The sequence below is a fragment of the Adhaeribacter aerolatus genome (assembly GCF_007991635.1).
GTDB lineage: Bacteria > Bacteroidota > Bacteroidia > Cytophagales > Hymenobacteraceae > Adhaeribacter > Adhaeribacter aerolatus.
The window spans coordinates 1-15549 of record NZ_BJYS01000034.1 but is presented as its reverse complement, the minus strand read 5'-3'; the positions used below and the strand labels follow the sequence as shown (position 1 = coordinate 15549).

The 15549-nt window shown below is 44.8% G+C and carries 14 protein-coding genes; 13 read left to right on the top strand and 1 reads right to left on the bottom strand.

Features of this window, described 5'->3' with window-relative positions; all coding sequences use genetic code 11:
• Positions 1-24 precede the first annotated feature (24 nt).
• The 5 genes from AAE02nite_RS20050 (at position 25) to AAE02nite_RS20030 (ending at position 5189) form a co-directional block, all read left to right on the top strand.
• The gene (locus AAE02nite_RS20050) at positions 25-714 is read left to right on the top strand and encodes an NUDIX hydrolase (RefSeq protein WP_146902102.1); all 690 of its coding nucleotides are present in this window, start codon (positions 25-27) and stop codon (positions 712-714) included.
• A gap of 23 nt (positions 715-737) precedes the next feature.
• Positions 738-1412: a response regulator transcription factor gene (locus tag AAE02nite_RS20045; RefSeq protein ID WP_146902099.1), complete on the top strand. Its 675-nt coding sequence runs from the start codon at positions 738-740 to the stop codon at positions 1410-1412.
• Between the two features lie 5 nt (positions 1413-1417).
• Positions 1418-2803 carry a HAMP domain-containing sensor histidine kinase gene (locus AAE02nite_RS20040; RefSeq protein ID WP_146902096.1) on the top strand — a complete coding sequence of 462 codons (1386 nt, stop codon included), beginning with the start codon at positions 1418-1420 and terminating at the stop codon, positions 2801-2803.
• Positions 2804-2928: 125 nt separating this feature from the next.
• Positions 2929-4500 (top strand): SulP family inorganic anion transporter, encoded by a 1572-nt coding sequence (locus tag AAE02nite_RS20035; RefSeq protein ID WP_146902091.1) that lies wholly within the window; start codon positions 2929-2931, stop codon positions 4498-4500.
• A 41-nt stretch (positions 4501-4541) separates the two neighbouring features.
• Positions 4542-5189, top strand: coding sequence for a carbonic anhydrase (locus AAE02nite_RS20030; protein ID WP_307725559.1), 648 nt, complete (start codon positions 4542-4544; stop codon positions 5187-5189).
• 145 nt (positions 5190-5334) lie between these two features.
• Here AAE02nite_RS20030 and AAE02nite_RS20025 read toward each other — a convergent pair whose 3' ends face one another.
• Complete coding sequence (locus AAE02nite_RS20025) at positions 5335-6267, bottom strand: hypothetical protein (RefSeq protein WP_146902088.1); 933 nt, start codon at positions 6265-6267, stop codon at positions 5335-5337.
• Between the two features lie 328 nt (positions 6268-6595).
• Between AAE02nite_RS20025 and AAE02nite_RS20020 the strand changes: the two genes are divergently transcribed.
• The 8 genes from AAE02nite_RS20020 to AAE02nite_RS26575 form a co-directional block, all read left to right on the top strand.
• A complete protein-coding gene (locus tag AAE02nite_RS20020) occupies positions 6596-7072 on the top strand; it encodes a hypothetical protein (protein ID WP_146902085.1) in 477 nt (158 codons plus the stop codon).
• Between the two features lie 248 nt (positions 7073-7320).
• Positions 7321-9765, top strand: coding sequence for a type IA DNA topoisomerase (locus AAE02nite_RS20015; protein ID WP_146902082.1), 2445 nt, complete (start codon positions 7321-7323; stop codon positions 9763-9765).
• A 188-nt stretch (positions 9766-9953) separates the two neighbouring features.
• The gene (locus AAE02nite_RS20010; protein WP_146902079.1) at positions 9954-10781 is read left to right on the top strand and encodes a metallophosphoesterase family protein; all 828 of its coding nucleotides are present in this window, start codon (positions 9954-9956) and stop codon (positions 10779-10781) included.
• Positions 10782-10791: 10 nt separating this feature from the next.
• Complete coding sequence (locus AAE02nite_RS20005) at positions 10792-11400, top strand: hypothetical protein (RefSeq protein WP_146902076.1); 609 nt, start codon at positions 10792-10794, stop codon at positions 11398-11400.
• 283 nt (positions 11401-11683) lie between these two features.
• Positions 11684-11905, top strand: a complete 222-nt coding sequence (locus AAE02nite_RS20000; RefSeq protein ID WP_146902071.1) for a DUF2905 domain-containing protein — start codon at positions 11684-11686, stop codon at positions 11903-11905.
• A 58-nt stretch (positions 11906-11963) separates the two neighbouring features.
• On the top strand, positions 11964-13733 hold the full coding sequence (locus AAE02nite_RS19995) for a DUF885 domain-containing protein (RefSeq protein ID WP_146902068.1): 1770 nt from the start codon (positions 11964-11966) through the stop codon (positions 13731-13733).
• A gap of 148 nt (positions 13734-13881) precedes the next feature.
• A complete protein-coding gene (locus tag AAE02nite_RS19990) occupies positions 13882-14643 on the top strand; it encodes a YdcF family protein (RefSeq protein ID WP_146902065.1) in 762 nt (253 codons plus the stop codon).
• 704 nt (positions 14644-15347) lie between these two features.
• Positions 15348-15549, top strand: a 202-nt coding sequence (locus tag AAE02nite_RS26575) for a hypothetical protein (protein ID WP_218033527.1), incomplete at its 3' end; no start/stop codon positions are given.

Here is a 15549-nt window from a genome sequence, read left to right as displayed (position 1 = left end):
AAAACATCCTTTTAATTAATAATTATGGATTACAGGCCGGAAGATATACTGCCTTCCATCTCGACGGATAATATTATTTTTGGATTAGATAACCGGAAACTGAAAGTGTTGTTAATCCGGCGGAATATTGAGCCCCTAGCGGGTTCGTGGGCATTGCCGGGCGGTTTTGTGCTGTACAACGAAGATTTAGATATGTCGGCGCGGCGTACCCTGCAAAACATGACCGGTATGTCGAACGTGTATATGGAGCAGGTGTATACCTTTGGCGCGGTAAACCGTTTTCCGGACAGGCGGGTAGTTACGGTAGCTTATTACGCCCTTATCAATTACACCCTCGAAAACCTGAAAGCCGGCCCGGACGCTACCGATATTAACTGGTTTGATATTCTGGAGTTACCCGAACTGGTATTTGACCACCAGCACATTTTAGATACAACGCTGGAATTTCTGCGGGCCAAAGTAAGAACCGAGCCCATTGGCTTTGAATTATTGCCCCAAAAATTTACCTTAACCGAATTGCAGGGTTTGTACGAAGCCGTGTTGGGAACTGTGTTTGATACCCGGAATTTCCGGAAGAAAATATTGAAGATGAATCTGCTGATGCCCCTCGACGAAACCCAGGTAGGCGTGGCACACCGGGCGGCTCGTTTATATAGTTTTAATAAAGAAACGTACCACAAGCTAAAAGATAAAGGTTTTACCTTCGAGCTTTAATTCTAAATTACCGGCTGGTTTGTATGAAAATATTGGTGGTAGAAGATGAACCCAAAGTATCGGCGTTTATAAAGAAAGGATTGGAAGAACAGGCATACGAGGTTGATGTGGCCTACGATGGATATTTTGGTAAAAAACTGGCGACCGAAAACGAGTATGACCTGGTAATTCTGGATGTGATTTTGCCCAAGCAAAGCGGGGTAGAGGTTTGCCGCGAAATCAGGCAACAGAAACCGGCTATCCCCATCTTAATGCTAACCGCCCTGGGCAGTACCGACGATAAAATATTAGGCCTGGACTCAGGCGCCGATGACTACCTGGTTAAGCCTTTCGTATTTCAGGAACTGCTGGCCCGCATACGGGCCTTAACCCGCCGGGCGTACGAGGTTCCGAACAATGAAATATTAAAGGTGGCCGATCTGGAGTTAAACCTGACGAAGAAAACCGTTATCCGTTCAGGCGTGCCGATTAGTTTAACCGCCCGCGAATTTTCCCTGTTGCATTATTTACTCCGGAACAAAGAGCGGGTGGTGTCCAGGGTAGATATCATTGAGCAGGTTTGGGAAACGTCTTTTGATACGGGCAGTAACGTGATAGACGTTTATATTAATTTCCTGCGGAAAAAAATAGATAAGGATTTTTCGCCTAAATTAATTCATACCCTGGTAGGGATGGGTTATGTGCTGAAAGAAGTTTAGTTGGTATGAAAATCAGGACCCGGCTTACTTTACAGTTTACTTCTATTTTTGCCATTATCCTGGTTTTGTTTTCGCTTACCGTCTATTTTTACACGGCTATTACCCGCAGCATTTCTTTTTATGATAGCCTGGCCAACCGGGCCAATATTGTGGCCCATGTGTTTCTGGATGCCGATAAGGTAAGTGAGGCCACCTACCGGCGTATCCTGCAGAAATATTACCAGACCTTACCTTACGAAATTGTGCAGGTGTATAACTTGCAGGGAAAAGTAGTTTTCCGCGAAGGAGAAGGCACCTTCAACCTGTCACCGGTAATTTTTGACAAAATAAAGCAGAACCGCCTGCAAGAGTGGAAAGAAGGACGACGTCATTTTACGGGTTTAGTTTATAAAGACGTATCCGGCGAATACGTGGTGGTGGCTTCATCGATAGATGTGATTACCCTGGAGAAACTGGGCGACCTCAGGCTCATTCTGGTAACGTGTTTTCTGGGATCCATGCTGGTTGTGTTCGTGGGTGGCTGGTTTTTTGCGAAACAGGCCTTGCGACCCATTCTGAAAGTAGTGCAGGAAGTGGAGAAAATCAACGCTTCGGATTTGCATTTACGTCTGAGTCAAGCCGACGGGAAAGACGAGGTTTCGCACCTGGCGCTTACATTTAATTATATGCTCGACCGGCTGGAAAGCGCGTTTGACATGCAAAACACCTTTATTTCCAACGCCAGCCACGAACTTCGTACCCCGCTTACAGCAATTATCGGCGAACTGGAAGTGGCCTTGATGAAGCCCCGAGAATCCTACGAGTACAAGCAGGTACTGCAATCGGTACTCGACGAAGCCCGTCTGTTAGCCCGCCTTTCGAACGGAATGCTCCAGATTGCGCACGCCAGCTTCGATATTTCTAAAATTAAACTGGAGCCGCTCCGTTTCGATGAGTTGGTTTTTCAGGCCATAGAAGAAGCTAAAAAACGCCAGCCCCACGCCCTGATTGACATAAATTTTGAAAACTTACCCGACGATGAACGGCGACTGAATTGCCGGGGCAATGAATCGCTGCTGCTGATTGCGTTATTAAATATTATCGAAAATGCCTGTAAGTTTTCCGGGCGGGGCCAATCCATCAAGGGTAGTATATCGGCGCACCGGAATTTTGTGCAGCTGCAAATAAAAGACGAGGGCCGGGGCATGTCGCCGGACGATTTAAAAAAGGTTTTTGTGCCCTTCTGGCGTGCCGATAACGTGCGCGATATTTCGGGCCACGGCATTGGCTTGCCGCTGGCCGAAAGAATAGTAAAACTACATAAAGGCACTATTCAGATAAACTCTAAACTGGGTGTTGGTACCGAAGTAGTCGTTACCATTCCGGCTGCCGAAATTTTAATCTCATTTTAATTTCAGTTTAATACCCCCTTAATGTAGTGCTGGTAAGTTTGCAGCACTAAAAATAAAATAGAACAATCCTGCAGTTTCCTGTTTAAGTTAAATGCGGTGATATATAAGGGGAAAACTGAAATTTTATGAAAGAAAATACTTACAACCCAAGCTACCTGGCCAATCTGGGGAAAGATATACCTGCCGGATTGGTTGTTTTTTTTGTGGCGCTACCCCTTTGTTTAGGTATTTCACTTGCCTCGGGCGCGCCGCTCTTTGCGGGAGTGGTTACCGGTATAGTAGGAGGTATAATAGTAGCCTGGCTAAGTGGCTCCGAGCTGAGTGTTAGTGGCCCGGCCGCCGGTTTAACGGTTATTGTACTCAATGGAATTGAAACCTTGGGTAGTTTTGAGTCTTTCCTGCTGGCCGTAGTGCTGGCCGGTGCCATTCAGTTGGTACTGGGCTTCTTAAAAGCCGGCGTTATAGGTCTTTACTTCCCTTCCTCGGTAATCAGGGGAATGCTGGCCGCTATCGGGCTTATTCTTATTCTAAAACAAATACCTCATTTTTTAGGGGCCGATGAAGATTTCTTCGGAGAAATGGATTTCTTCCAGCCGGATGGGCGCAACACGTTCTCAGAAATTGGTTTTGCCTTTTCTCAATTAGAAGCCGGAGCCTTGATAGTAGGTGTTGTATCGCTGATTATTGTATTGTTATGGGATAAGCCCCAGTTAAAGCGGTACTCCTTTTTTAAATTAATACCCGGTGCTTTGGTTGCGGTTGGACTGGCTATTGTTCTTAACCTGATTTTTAAGAACTATTTTCCTGCGTTGGCTATAGCCCCCAGCCACCTGGTAAACTTGCCGGTAGTAGACGGTATTGCCGATTTAAAAAATGAACTCCGCTTTTTGAGCTTAGAAAAATTAGCGGATCCTTCGTTGTATATTGTTGCTTTTACCATTGCCATTGTGGCCAGCCTGGAAACCCTGCTGAGTGTGGAGGCCGTTGACAAACTAGACCCGCATAAGCGCCGCAGCCATACCAACCGGGAGCTTCGGGCACAAGGGGTAGGCAACATAGTGGCAGGTCTATTAGGCGGTTTACCCATGACAGCCGTAATCGTGCGCAGTTCTACCAATGTGGCAGCCGGCGGACAAACCAGGGTTTCGTCTTTTGTGCATGGTATTTTTCTGCTTTTGTCGGTACTTTTTCTGGCCAGCCTCATGAACCAGATTCCGCTTTCGGCGCTGGCCGCTGTTTTACTGGTGGTAGGGTATAAACTCACTAAACCCAGCTTATTCAAGGCACAGTTTAAACTCGGGTTCGAGCAGTTTTTCCCCTTCATCGTTACCGTAGTGGCCATTCTGTTTACCGATTTGCTCATTGGTATATGCATCGGTTTGGCAGTAGGTATTTTCTTTATCCTGAAAGCCAATTACAAATCGCCTTACTTCTATCAACGCGAAGAGAGCTCTGATCGCCAGACTATCCGCCTCCGGTTAAGTGAGCACGTATCGTTCCTGAACAAAGCCAGCATCATTCTTACCCTGGATAAGTTACCGGCTAATTCGCATGTAATTATTGATGGTGAAAACTCGGAATACATAGATTACGATGTTCTGGAAGCAATCCAGGAATTCAGGAAAGCCGCCCACGAGCGGAATATTAAAGTAGAGCTGCTGAATGTGCCCGAAGTAGGTGTACTGGAAATGCACTAAAGTAACGAATACAGCAGTAGTTAAGAACACGTAAAAAAAAGATGATGGAAAAAATATTTGAAGGAAACCGTAAATGGGTAGCCGAAAAGCTTTCTGAGGATCAGGAATATTTTAAGAAACTGGCCCTGGGCCAAAAGCCGGAATATTTATTTATAGGCTGCTCCGATAGCCGGGTACCGGCCAACGAAATATCGGGTACCAGACCCGGCGAAATGTTTGTACACCGCAACATTGCCAACATGGTGGTGCATACCGATATTAATTTATTATCGGTTTTACAGTATGCGGTAGAGGTTTTAAAGGTAAGACACATTATTGTGTGCGGGCATTATGGCTGCGGCGGGGTGCTCGCGGCCATGAGCGACAAATCGTACGGGCTGATTGATAATTGGCTAACGAATATTAAAGACGTGATGCGCCTGCACGAAGTAGAATTTTTACGGCTGAAGGACGATGCGGCAAAAGCCCGTCGGCTGGTAGAATTAAATGTAATTGAGCAGGTCCGCAACCTTGCCAAAACCTCTATTATTCAAACCGCCATGAAATCGGATAATCCACCGCAATTGCACGGCCTGGTTTATGACATTGGCGAAGGCATTCTGAAAGATTTAAACTGGAAGGAAGATGATTTGAAACGGTTTGAGCATATTTACAACATGGAGCCGGCTCCGGTTGAAAGCCCGGCTTAGATACCTGTTGTTTAGTTTTTTGTTTTGTCTGATTATTAAAAAGCCTTGCCGAAGAAATCAGCAAGGCTTTTTTGTAATTAAGTTTAAAAGGTAAAAATTGAAAGTTAAAGACACGCTAATTTTTTAACGTTCAACTCCTTTTCCCTTACCACTCATAATCGCGGCGGGAAGAGGAACCATAGTTGTAAGGTGGTCCACTGTTGCCGGAGGTGCGGTTATGGCTGCGGTTGTCGTCATCGTTCCAGCTATTGCTCCGGTTCCGGTTAGCGCGTTCCTGATCATCGCGTTCTTCCTGGGTTATATTGTGCCAGGCATTGCTGATATAATTACCTACCCGGTCAAAGAAACCTTCGCCTTCATGCTCATCGCGGCGATTATCTTGGTCGTAATTGTTCCGGCGTTGGCTGTAGCGGTTTTCGTCGTAGCCACGGCCCTGGTTACTGGCGTTATTATAGCCATAATCCGAGGAGTACCTACGTTGATTATCACCCGAATTTAGATTACTCCGGTTCTGGTCGTAACGGTTGTTTTGATAACGGTTTTGGTCGTCATCGTTGGTCCAGCGGTTCCAGGTTTGGTTCATCTGGTCCCCGGCCCGTTCAAAGAAATTCCGATCACCGGAACGGTGGCGGTCGTAATCCCGGTCCTGCGAGTGGTTGCCGTAATTATTTTGGTACTGGCGGTTATCCTGCGGCCAGCGGTTCTGCTGGCCAGCTTGCCAGTTGCTGGATTGATTAGACTGCCAATTACTTGATTGCGAAGATTGGCGGTTGTTGTAATCCCGGTTTTGGTTTGACTGCCAGTTATCGTTTTGATTCCGTGGTTCGTTCCAACTCTGGTAATTAGATTGGTTCCGATCGTTTCGTTGATCTTCGTTGCGATGCTCCCGGTAATCCTGGGGTTGGTGCCAGACGGAGTTGTCCTGAAAATGGTCGGCTGTACCAAAAGTAGAGCCGCGCCGGGTTACCGAAGCCGGGCTACCATAGCCGGTCCGGCTGGAAAGTTCTCTTCTGGGATTTTCGCTCCCGGAGCGGTAAGTATTGAAGGACGACGTGTCCGAATTCTCGTAATCTCTCATAGTTTTTGCATTTAGGTTAAAAATAAATCCTCTCTAAAAAAACTAAAAAGGCCTTCCTATATTACGAATACAGCCCTTTTTGGTTTGTCCCTCCGCTAAGTGGACGTTTTTTTTAGACCTCAGAAAAATAACAAACCATAATGATCGTTTACAAAGTTATAAGCGCGCCTTTAACGAGTTCTTTTACGCTAATGTTTCAAGGTTTGTTAAAAAAGTTATAATATTTAAGTTATTTTATTATTAAAGTACAAAACTTTATAGGTTAATATAAATGTTGTGTTCCTTTAAGCAAAATACCCAAAAATAAGTTTTACCATATATTTAGATTATGAAGTATACTAAATTTGCTTTCGTGGCCCTAGTAGCTGTATTAACCGGTTGTGAAGAATATTTTGCGAAAAAAGACAGCGAACCCGATGGTTCTAAGCCCTATATAGCTATTTCGGCACCGGCAGATAATAGTGTATTTTCAAGTAACCAAGCCATTAAAATAGAATCGGTTATTTCGGATAAAGATAAAGTTAAAGAGTTAGAAGTGCAGGTGGTAAAGCTGGGCGAATCAGCTACCGGAAACGGTAACCCCAACGCAAACCCCAATAATAAAGGCTTGGGAATCGGCCAGGGAAATGATAATAGCAGCAAAGCTTTGTGGAGCTTTAAAGACTTCCCGGTGAAAAATCCGGTTGTTATTGATACGGCTTTCTCGGCCGCTACCCTGCCCGCCGGCGAGTACTTGTTAACCCTGAATACCGTTGATGGCCGGACCAATGTAGGCATCAAAGAAGTTCATTTTACCGTAAAATAAAGATATCCTTTTTCCCTGGTTGCAAATGTATATTTGCGGCCAGGGTTTTTTATGGCCTTATCCACGCGTAGCTTTTAAAGTCACACCCCACCTTCCTGCAGCTTTCGGGCATCAAAATTTAATCTTTCTTACCTGCCATCCAGGCATGTACCAGCTGGCACTTTTACAACCTGTTTTATTTAAAGCGGAAAATCGGTCAGATACCCTTATTTTTGTACCGTAATTAAGTTTAACCTAGCCCAGCAGCGTTGAAAGTTTGTATTGCGGAAAAACCCAGTGTGGCCCGGGAGATTGCTTCGGTAATTGGGGCGAAAAATAAAAAGGACGGCTACTTCGAGGGCAATGGCTATCAGGTAACCTGGACTTTCGGTCATTTCTGCCAATTGCGCGAACCCGACGATTACCGCCCCGAATGGAAGCGCTGGAGCATTCATGATTTGCCCATGATACCCGATCAGTTTGGCATTAAACTGATGCAGGATAAGGGTGTGCAGAAGCAGTTCGGCATTATTAAAACTTTATTACAAGGTGCTACAGAGGTTATAAACTGCGGCGATGCGGGGCAGGAGGGAGAAGTGATCCAGCGTTGGGTGCTTACCGAAGCCAAATTTCGCCGCCCCTTCAAGCGGCTTTGGATTTCTTCTTTAACCGAAGAAGCCATCCGGCAGGGCTTTGCGCAATTGCGCGAAGGTTCGGAATTTGATTCTTTGTATCAGGCCGGTAAAAGCCGCGCCATTGGCGACTGGTTGCTGGGCATGAATGCCACCCGGCTTTTTACCTTAAAATATGCGCAAGGGCGGCAGTTATTATCTTTAGGCCGGGTACAAACGCCTACCCTGGCCATGCTGGTAAACCGCTACCACGAAATCCAGAACTTTAAACCCGAACCTTACTGGGAGCTGAAGACCCTTTACCGCGAAGCAATATTTTCGAGTATTACAGGTAAATATACGGCCGAAGAAAAGGCGGCGGCTGTTCTGGAAGCTATTAAAGGCCAACTGCTTACCATTACCGATATAGAGGTAAAAAAAGGTGTAGAAAGCCCCCCCCGTTTATTCGACCTGACTTCGCTGCAGGTTGAATGCAATAATAAATTTGGGCTTTCGGCCGATGAGACCCTGAAAACAGTGCAGAGTTTGTACGAAAAAAAAGTGGTTACCTATCCCCGGGTAGATACCACTTTTCTGCCCGACGACATGTATCCGAAGATTTCGGGCATTCTGCAAAACCTGAACGCTTACCAGACTCTAACTCAGCCTTTGCTGCAAAATAAAATCCGGAAAACTGCCAAAGTTTTCAATAATAATAAGGTTACCGACCACCACGCCATTATTCCCACGGGTGGTTCGGCCGGTTTGGCGGGTTCGGAAGGGCGGGTGTACGATGTTATTGTCAAACGCTTTATTTCGGCTTTTTACCCCGACTGTATTGTGAGCAACACCACCGTGCTGGCCGATGTGGCGGGACACGGTTTCCGGGCCAAGGGCCGGCAAATATTAGAACCAGGGTGGCGGGTAGTTTACGACAAAGAGCCCAAAGAACAAAATACCAAAGAAGCCGAAGGCGAAGACAAAGAAGAAAATGCTATTCTGCCTATTTTCGAAAAAGGTGAACAAGGACCGCACGAGCCGGTATTAGATAAAAAAATGACCAGCCCGCCCAAAGATTATACCGAAGCGACTTTGCTGCGGGCGATGGAAACGGCCGGTAAGCAAATAGAAGACGAAGAACTGAAAGAAGCGTTAAAAGAAAATGGGATTGGCCGGCCTTCTACACGGGCCGCCATTATCGAAACCTTGTTTAAGCGGCAGTATATCCGGAAAGACAAAAAGAAAATTATTCCTACCCAGATGGGCATCGACCTGATCGGGCTGATTCAGAACCCTACTTTAAAATCGCCGGAGCTAACCGGCCAATGGGAACGAAAGCTCCGCCAGATTGAGCAAGGTAATTTTAACGCTGATGCTTTTCTGCACGAATTAAAACAACTGGTTTCCGAAATGGTGCAGGAGGTAAAAGCCGATCGCCAAACCATGCACCTGGAAGCCAAGCCAGCTACACCGGCTGCCGCTCCCGAGCCTAACAAAGCAAAAACAGCGGAAAAAAAAACAACGGCTAAACCAGTCTCCAATCCGGCTTCAGAAGGTTATGGTCCTTGTCCGGTTTGCCAAACCGGCCGGGTACTAAAAGGTAACCAGGCTTTTGGTTGTTCGCGCTGGAAAGAAGACTGCAAATTCCGGCTGCCACTCATGTATAAAGAAAAAACCTTGACCGATGCCCAGGTAATTACTTTGCTGCAAAAGGGAAAAGTAGTGGTAAAAGGCTTGACCGAGGACGGCGGAGGAACGCCTTATCCGGCGGAGTTAACGTTTGATGAAAACAAAAACTTAACCGCTAACCGCGTAGAGAAAACGCCTAAAGCTGACACGCCGCTGGTGTGCCCCAAATGCAAACAAGGCCAGATGCTGAAAGGCAAAACAGCTTACGGTTGCAGCCGCTTCCGGGAAGGTTGTGGTTTTTTGGTTCCTTTTGTGGTTAGCAGTAAAACCCTTACCGACAAACAAATAGAAATGCTTTTACGGAAAGGAAAAACATCCAAAATAAAAGGCTTTGTATCGCAGAAAACGGGAAACGCCTTTGAAGCAGCTTTGCTGATAAATGCCGATGGGAAGGTAATATTTGGGTTTGATTAACCGAAAACAAAATATCCGGTGCATCGGTTTTAAAACTAATGAATAGAACTATGGGTAAACCTTGGTTTTAGCTAAAGCCCTTACTGCGTAACTTAGGGGTAAGTTAAGGTTCCCGTCGAAATCCCGTGCAACTGAATCCGCCACCTCCCGGTATACGCATTAAAGTATTTATTTTTCTCTACCTAACTATGAAAAACGATTACTACCGAAAGCCCCTGCTGGTAGTTTTAATGGGGTTATTGCTGGTATTTAATTCCTGCGAATTAGTTGAATATAGCCCTTATCAGGTTAAGCTGAAAGAAAGCGAAAAGGATTTGAACCGGAAGAATGCCGAGAAAATTGCTGCTTTGGGTTTAAAACCAACCGACACTTTACGCATTGCCCTCATATCGGATACCCAGCGCTTTTACGACGAAACCGAAGATTTTGTACAGGCCATCAATCAGCGAACGGAGCAGAAAGGCCATAAAATTCATTTTGTACTACACGGCGGCGATATTTCGGATTTTGGCTTACTGGAAGAATACCGGTGGCAGCATCAGATTTTAAAGAAACTAAAAATGCCTTATTTGGTAGTTTTGGGTAACCACGACTGCGTAGCCAACGGCGATAAAGTTTATGCTAACATGTACGGTCCTTTTGAGCAGGTTTACCAGTTTGCCCGTAACCGCCTTATTCTGCTCAACACCAATACCATGGAGTTTACCGAAGACATTGTGCGGCTGGATTTCCTCGAAAATAATTTGCGCGATACCGAAAATTACGACAATGTTATTGTGCTTGCCCACGTAAGCCCGTTTGATGAGGATTATGACAGAAAGAAAGAAGCGCCTTATGCGCAATTAATCCGCCAATACCGAGCCTACCCGCTGCATGGGCATAAACATACGCACCGTATTATGCAGCCTTACAACGATGGCATTAATTATATGATTATTGGCAGTGTATCGAACCGGCGGTATGTGGAGCTAACCATTGTTGGCAAAAAGATTACCCACGAAGTAGTAGATTTTTAATTGGGTTGTCATGAATAAAATCAGAAAAATATTACTCGTGGGGCTATTGCTGCACATGACTATCCTGGGCAAAGCGCAGGATTCGCATACTTCTAATACCAGCCGGCCCTGGTATTTGCCCGACCATGCGGTAATGCAGTTTGCCGGCAATATTGGCCTGCTTTCTGCCGGACCGGGTTATAGTTATGCGCGCGATAAAATGCAAACCGATATTTTATACGGCTTTACCCCAGGCTTCGAAATTAACACCAGTATTCATATTCTTACCGCCAAAACCGCTTACCACCCGTTTAAGGTAGAACTAAAAAATGGTTATTTACTGGAGCCGTTACGGCTGGGCCTGGGTATTAGCTATTCGGTTGGGCACCAGTTTTATACCACCTGGCCGGAGCATTACCCCGACGGCTATTACTGGTGGACCACCAGTTTTCGGTTAACACCTTTTTTAGGCGCATCTATTAGCCGGCAGGTGGGCAGCGGAAATGCAGCGATTAAGCGGGTGCAATTGTATTCCGAATTAGGCAGCCATGATTTGGCAGTGGTTAGCTTCTTAAACAACAAAAAATTGCCGGTAGGCCGTATTCTGAATCTAGCCCTGGGTACCAAACTAATTTTCTGACGTAATAAACGCACCTTTTTGAATATAAGCAGGTGCCAAATCGAGTTATTTGCTTGGCAGACGATTGGTATTCCGGTAAAGAAGGAAGCGGTACCCATAGCTTTATCTGCAAATAATCTTATCAGGACTTTTGCAAAATTATCCAAACTTCCCCTTCGGAGGGGGCAAGGGGGAGGATTTACAATGTTAAAAAACCATTTTGCGAAAGTCCTACTTATAACACTTATATAATTGGTATTTGAAAACCTGGAACTGATTACTTAAAACTTACTACTTCTTTATAATGCAGCCAATCGGGAAAATATTAGTTTTAGTTGGTTTGGGAATTGTATTCATCGGCTTATTAATCTGGCTGTTCGGGAATAAATTAAACTGGTTTGGCAACTTGCCCGGCGACATCCGGATAGAGCGGCCTAACTTTAAGTTTTATGCCCCTATTATGAGTATGCTGTTGCTGAGCATATTCATCAGTTTAGTGCTTTGGGTAATCCGGCGTTTATTTTAGGCTAACCTTTACCGCGGGCCTTTCCGTATCGGCCTAAGTATGCTTTTCAGCTCCCGATATGAGAAAATATTTACTTCTGCTTTACTGCAGCCTTTTACTTTTAATATTTATTTCCCCGGCCTGCCGGAATCAGGAAAAAACAGAAAAAATTTCTGAAGAAGATATCCAATTTACCGAGTTTAAAGACCGGCTGGTCCTGAAATTTTGGAAGTTGCACCCGGACTGGGCCACTGCCGTAGGCTTCCATAAATACGATAACCTGTTGGTAATTCCGACACCGGAGCGGCGGGAAGCCGTTATTCGTTCGTACAAAGCATTTACAAAGGAATTAGATTCGTTTTCGCCCCGGAAATTATCGGAAAATAACCAAATCGATTTTTGGATGTTGCATAATTTTCTGGAAGAAGGTATCTGGCGCTTGCAGGAATTTAAATCTTACGAATGGGATCCTTCGGAATATAACCTGGGAAATCCGGTAGCCGAAATCCTGAACGGGCGTTATGCCGATTTAAATACCCGCTTACGGGCGATATCGGAAAAAATGGCTGGCAGCGTAGATTATTACGAAGCCGCCATTAAAAACTTGCGCCGACCCACTTTGGAGCATACCCAACTGGCTATTGATCAGAATTTAGGTGCGTTGCCGGTTTTTCAACCTGCCCTGACCGATTCGCTGGAAAATAGCAACTTGCCGGATTTAGAAAAAATGTTACTGCGGCAACGGATAGAAACCACCCGCCTCGCCATTGAAAATTTTGTAAGTTACCTCCAGGAAAAAGAATTGCCTAAGTTGCAACAGGAGGGTGGGCGAAACTTCCGGATTGGTCGGGATGCGTTTGAACAGAAATTCCGGTACGAAATCCAATCGGGTTACACCGCCAGCGAAATTTACCAGAAAGCTATGCTGCACAAGCAGGAGTTGCATAAACAAATGCAGCAGGCAACGCGCCAACTCTGGCCCCAATATTTTCCGGATCAGCCTATGCCCGAAGGTTTGGCCGCCGTTAAACAAATGATTAACCGGCTTTCCCGGAACCACGTTCCCCGCGATTCTTTTTTAACGGCCATAGAAAACCAAATTCCGCAACTGGTAAAATTTGTAAACGAAAAGAACCTGCTTACCCAGGACCCAACCAAGCCGCTAATAGTCCGGCCAACCCCGCTTTACATGCAAGGTGTGGCCGGCGCTTCTATTTCGGCGCCTGGCCCTTACGATAAAGCCGCTCCTACTTATTATAATGTTGCCCCGCTAGATAAATATACCCCCGAACAGGCCGAGAGCTATTTGCGGGAATATAACCGCTATATGGTGCAGATTTTAAATATTCACGAGGCCATACCGGGGCATTATACCCAATTGGTTTACAGCAACCGCTCGCCGTCTATTATCAAAGCCATATTGGGCAATGGAGCGATGGTAGAAGGCTGGGCGGTGTACGCGGAGCGGATGATGCTGGAAAACGGCTACGGGCAAAACAGCCCCGAAATGTGGCTGATGTGGTACAAGTGGAATCTACGCGTTACCCTCAATGCCATTCTGGATTATAGCGTGCACGTATTAAATATGAGCCGGGCCGATGCCCTACGTTTGTTGACCGAAGAAGGCTTCCAGGAAACCGCCGAAGCGGAGGCCAAGTGGAAGCGGGCCACTTTATCGCAGGTGCAACTGTCGAGCTATTTTACCGGCTACACCGAAATATACGACCTCCGGGAAGAACTGAAAAAAACGCAGGGAGCAGGTTTTAACCTGAAGGCCTTTCACGAGAAGTTTCTGAGCTACGGCAGCGCCCCGGTAAAATATATAAAACAAATGATGCTGGCGGAGTAAAAGCGGAGTTTTAAAAAGAACCGTAAGTTCTTAACTTGCCGCCCAAATACGAATAAGCACCCGTGAAAATAAAGCTGCACAAAGATATAATTGCCTTATTGGTAATGGCAATACTGCTGCTGGTGCTTTTTACCTTCTTCTAGTATTTATGTTTTTTATATTATCGAAAGTGCTTTTTTACCTCATTATGCCTATCATCTGGATTTTGGGGTTCTTTTTGTACGGCCTGCTTACCAAAAATCAGAAAAGAGGCCGGGTTTTCTTATGGTTGAGTTTGGGTTTGCTGCTGTTTTTTTCTAACCCTTTCTTAATAAACGAAGCCTGGCTGGCTTGGGAATACGAGCCGGTACCTTTAAAAAAAATAAATCAATACGATGCCGGCATTTTGTTAACTGGTTTTACCTCCCTCGAAAAATCACCGCACGACCGGGTATACACCAATAAAGGTGCCGATCGGCTGCTGCACACCGTAATGCTTTACAAGACTGGACATATAGATAAAGTATTGGTTACCGGCGGTTCGGGTGCTTTGCGTAAAGTTTATGCTTCCGAGGCCGAAGAAGTAAAAAAACTGCTGCGGTTGTCCGGCGTGCCTTCAGCCGACATCATATTGGAAGATAAAAGCCGTAATACTTACGAAAACGCCCGGTTTACCAAAAAGCTGTTAGCTAACCATCCCGAACTGAAACGCTTCATTGTCATTACTTCTGCTTTTCACATGAGGCGTTCCACCGCGTGCTTCAGCAAAGCCGGCATTCCGCACGATGTATTCCCCACCGATTTCAACTCCACCGACCGGCTTTTCCGCATCGAAGGTCTAATTCCCGCCGAAAGCGCACTGGCTGGCTGGCACAAATTGTTTCACGAAATTAGTGGGTATATTATTTATAAGCTAATGGGGTATTGTTGAAAAACATCCTGTGGCAATACTGCTCGGCTTGAATTTCTTAATCCGAACAGCCATCCATAAATAATTGCTTACCTGAAATTTACTAGCATCCTTAAAAAATTATATTGATCCTTTTTGGGACAATTATCATGTAGTATTAAGGAATCTGTTTTTAGCTATATGCAACAAAAATAGTTTGTTTTTGTGCGCATATAACTCGTTTTATAGAAAGTACATTCAGCTAAAGTGCCTGTAATTTAAATTAAGAGTTGGTATAATCCTATTTACTTATAAATTTATAAATAATCAATTAGATAAATCTGATAAAATATCTTGTGTTTTTATTGCTTTCGCGATAATATATTTGTAAGTTTAAATGTAGTTATTGAAATCCATAAAGTCTTAATATCTCATTTTCTGAGAGGCATCTAACCAAAAAGTTAGAATTTTTTGCTGATTAATAGCCTATTTTCCGTCTACTTAGAGGCTAAAAAGCCTTTTGCTACCAACTAAAAGTAATATTTTTTCTGACGCTCCACTGATTTAATTATTACGCGTGCCTATTTGGGTTTAAGTTAATAGTTGGTGATGTATTTTCGGCTGGTGTTATTATCACCAGTGCCTGTTGTTGGTTTAAATACCTAATTGGTTGCTTTTTAATTAAGTAGTTCCTCTGCCCCTTACGGTTTCCTTACTGTTCTACCCACTCAAACAAAATTCATTTTATGAAGCAGTTCTCCTATTATTTAAACCAAATTAATAATCTAAAAGCAATTAGCCATTGTAAAAAGGTGCTAAACGTTATAGGATTAACCTTTAAATCAAGGTTGAACTTTTTAGATTTATATAAAATTTCAGCGCTAAGTGCCCGAAAGGTTCAACCACTACTGCGGGTTGTTTGGATGTTAGTAGTGTTAGTGTTGCTGG

Excerpts from the sequence above, each read along its gene's own strand:
- AAE02nite_RS19995 (WP_146902068.1), top strand. The coding sequence starts at position 11,964 with ATGAGAAAATATTTACTTCTGCTTTACTGCAGCCTTTTACTTTTAATA.
- AAE02nite_RS20045 (WP_146902099.1), top strand. The coding sequence starts at position 738 with ATGAAAATATTGGTGGTAGAAGATGAACCCAAAGTATCGGCGTTTATA.
- AAE02nite_RS20030 (WP_307725559.1), top strand. The coding sequence starts at position 4,542 with ATGATGGAAAAAATATTTGAAGGAAACCGTAAATGGGTAGCCGAAAAG.
- AAE02nite_RS20005 (WP_146902076.1), top strand. The coding sequence starts at position 10,792 with ATGAATAAAATCAGAAAAATATTACTCGTGGGGCTATTGCTGCACATG.
- AAE02nite_RS19990 (WP_146902065.1), top strand. The coding sequence starts at position 13,882 with ATGTTTTTTATATTATCGAAAGTGCTTTTTTACCTCATTATGCCTATC.
- AAE02nite_RS20040 (WP_146902096.1), top strand. The coding sequence starts at position 1,418 with ATGAAAATCAGGACCCGGCTTACTTTACAGTTTACTTCTATTTTTGCC.
- AAE02nite_RS20025 (WP_146902088.1), bottom strand. The coding sequence starts at position 6,267 with ATGAGAGATTACGAGAATTCGGACACGTCGTCCTTCAATACTTACCGC.
- AAE02nite_RS20000 (WP_146902071.1), top strand. The coding sequence starts at position 11,684 with ATGCAGCCAATCGGGAAAATATTAGTTTTAGTTGGTTTGGGAATTGTA.
- AAE02nite_RS20050 (WP_146902102.1), top strand. The coding sequence starts at position 25 with ATGGATTACAGGCCGGAAGATATACTGCCTTCCATCTCGACGGATAAT.
- AAE02nite_RS20020 (WP_146902085.1), top strand. The coding sequence starts at position 6,596 with ATGAAGTATACTAAATTTGCTTTCGTGGCCCTAGTAGCTGTATTAACC.
- AAE02nite_RS20035 (WP_146902091.1), top strand. The coding sequence starts at position 2,929 with ATGAAAGAAAATACTTACAACCCAAGCTACCTGGCCAATCTGGGGAAA.
- AAE02nite_RS20010 (WP_146902079.1), top strand. The coding sequence starts at position 9,954 with ATGAAAAACGATTACTACCGAAAGCCCCTGCTGGTAGTTTTAATGGGG.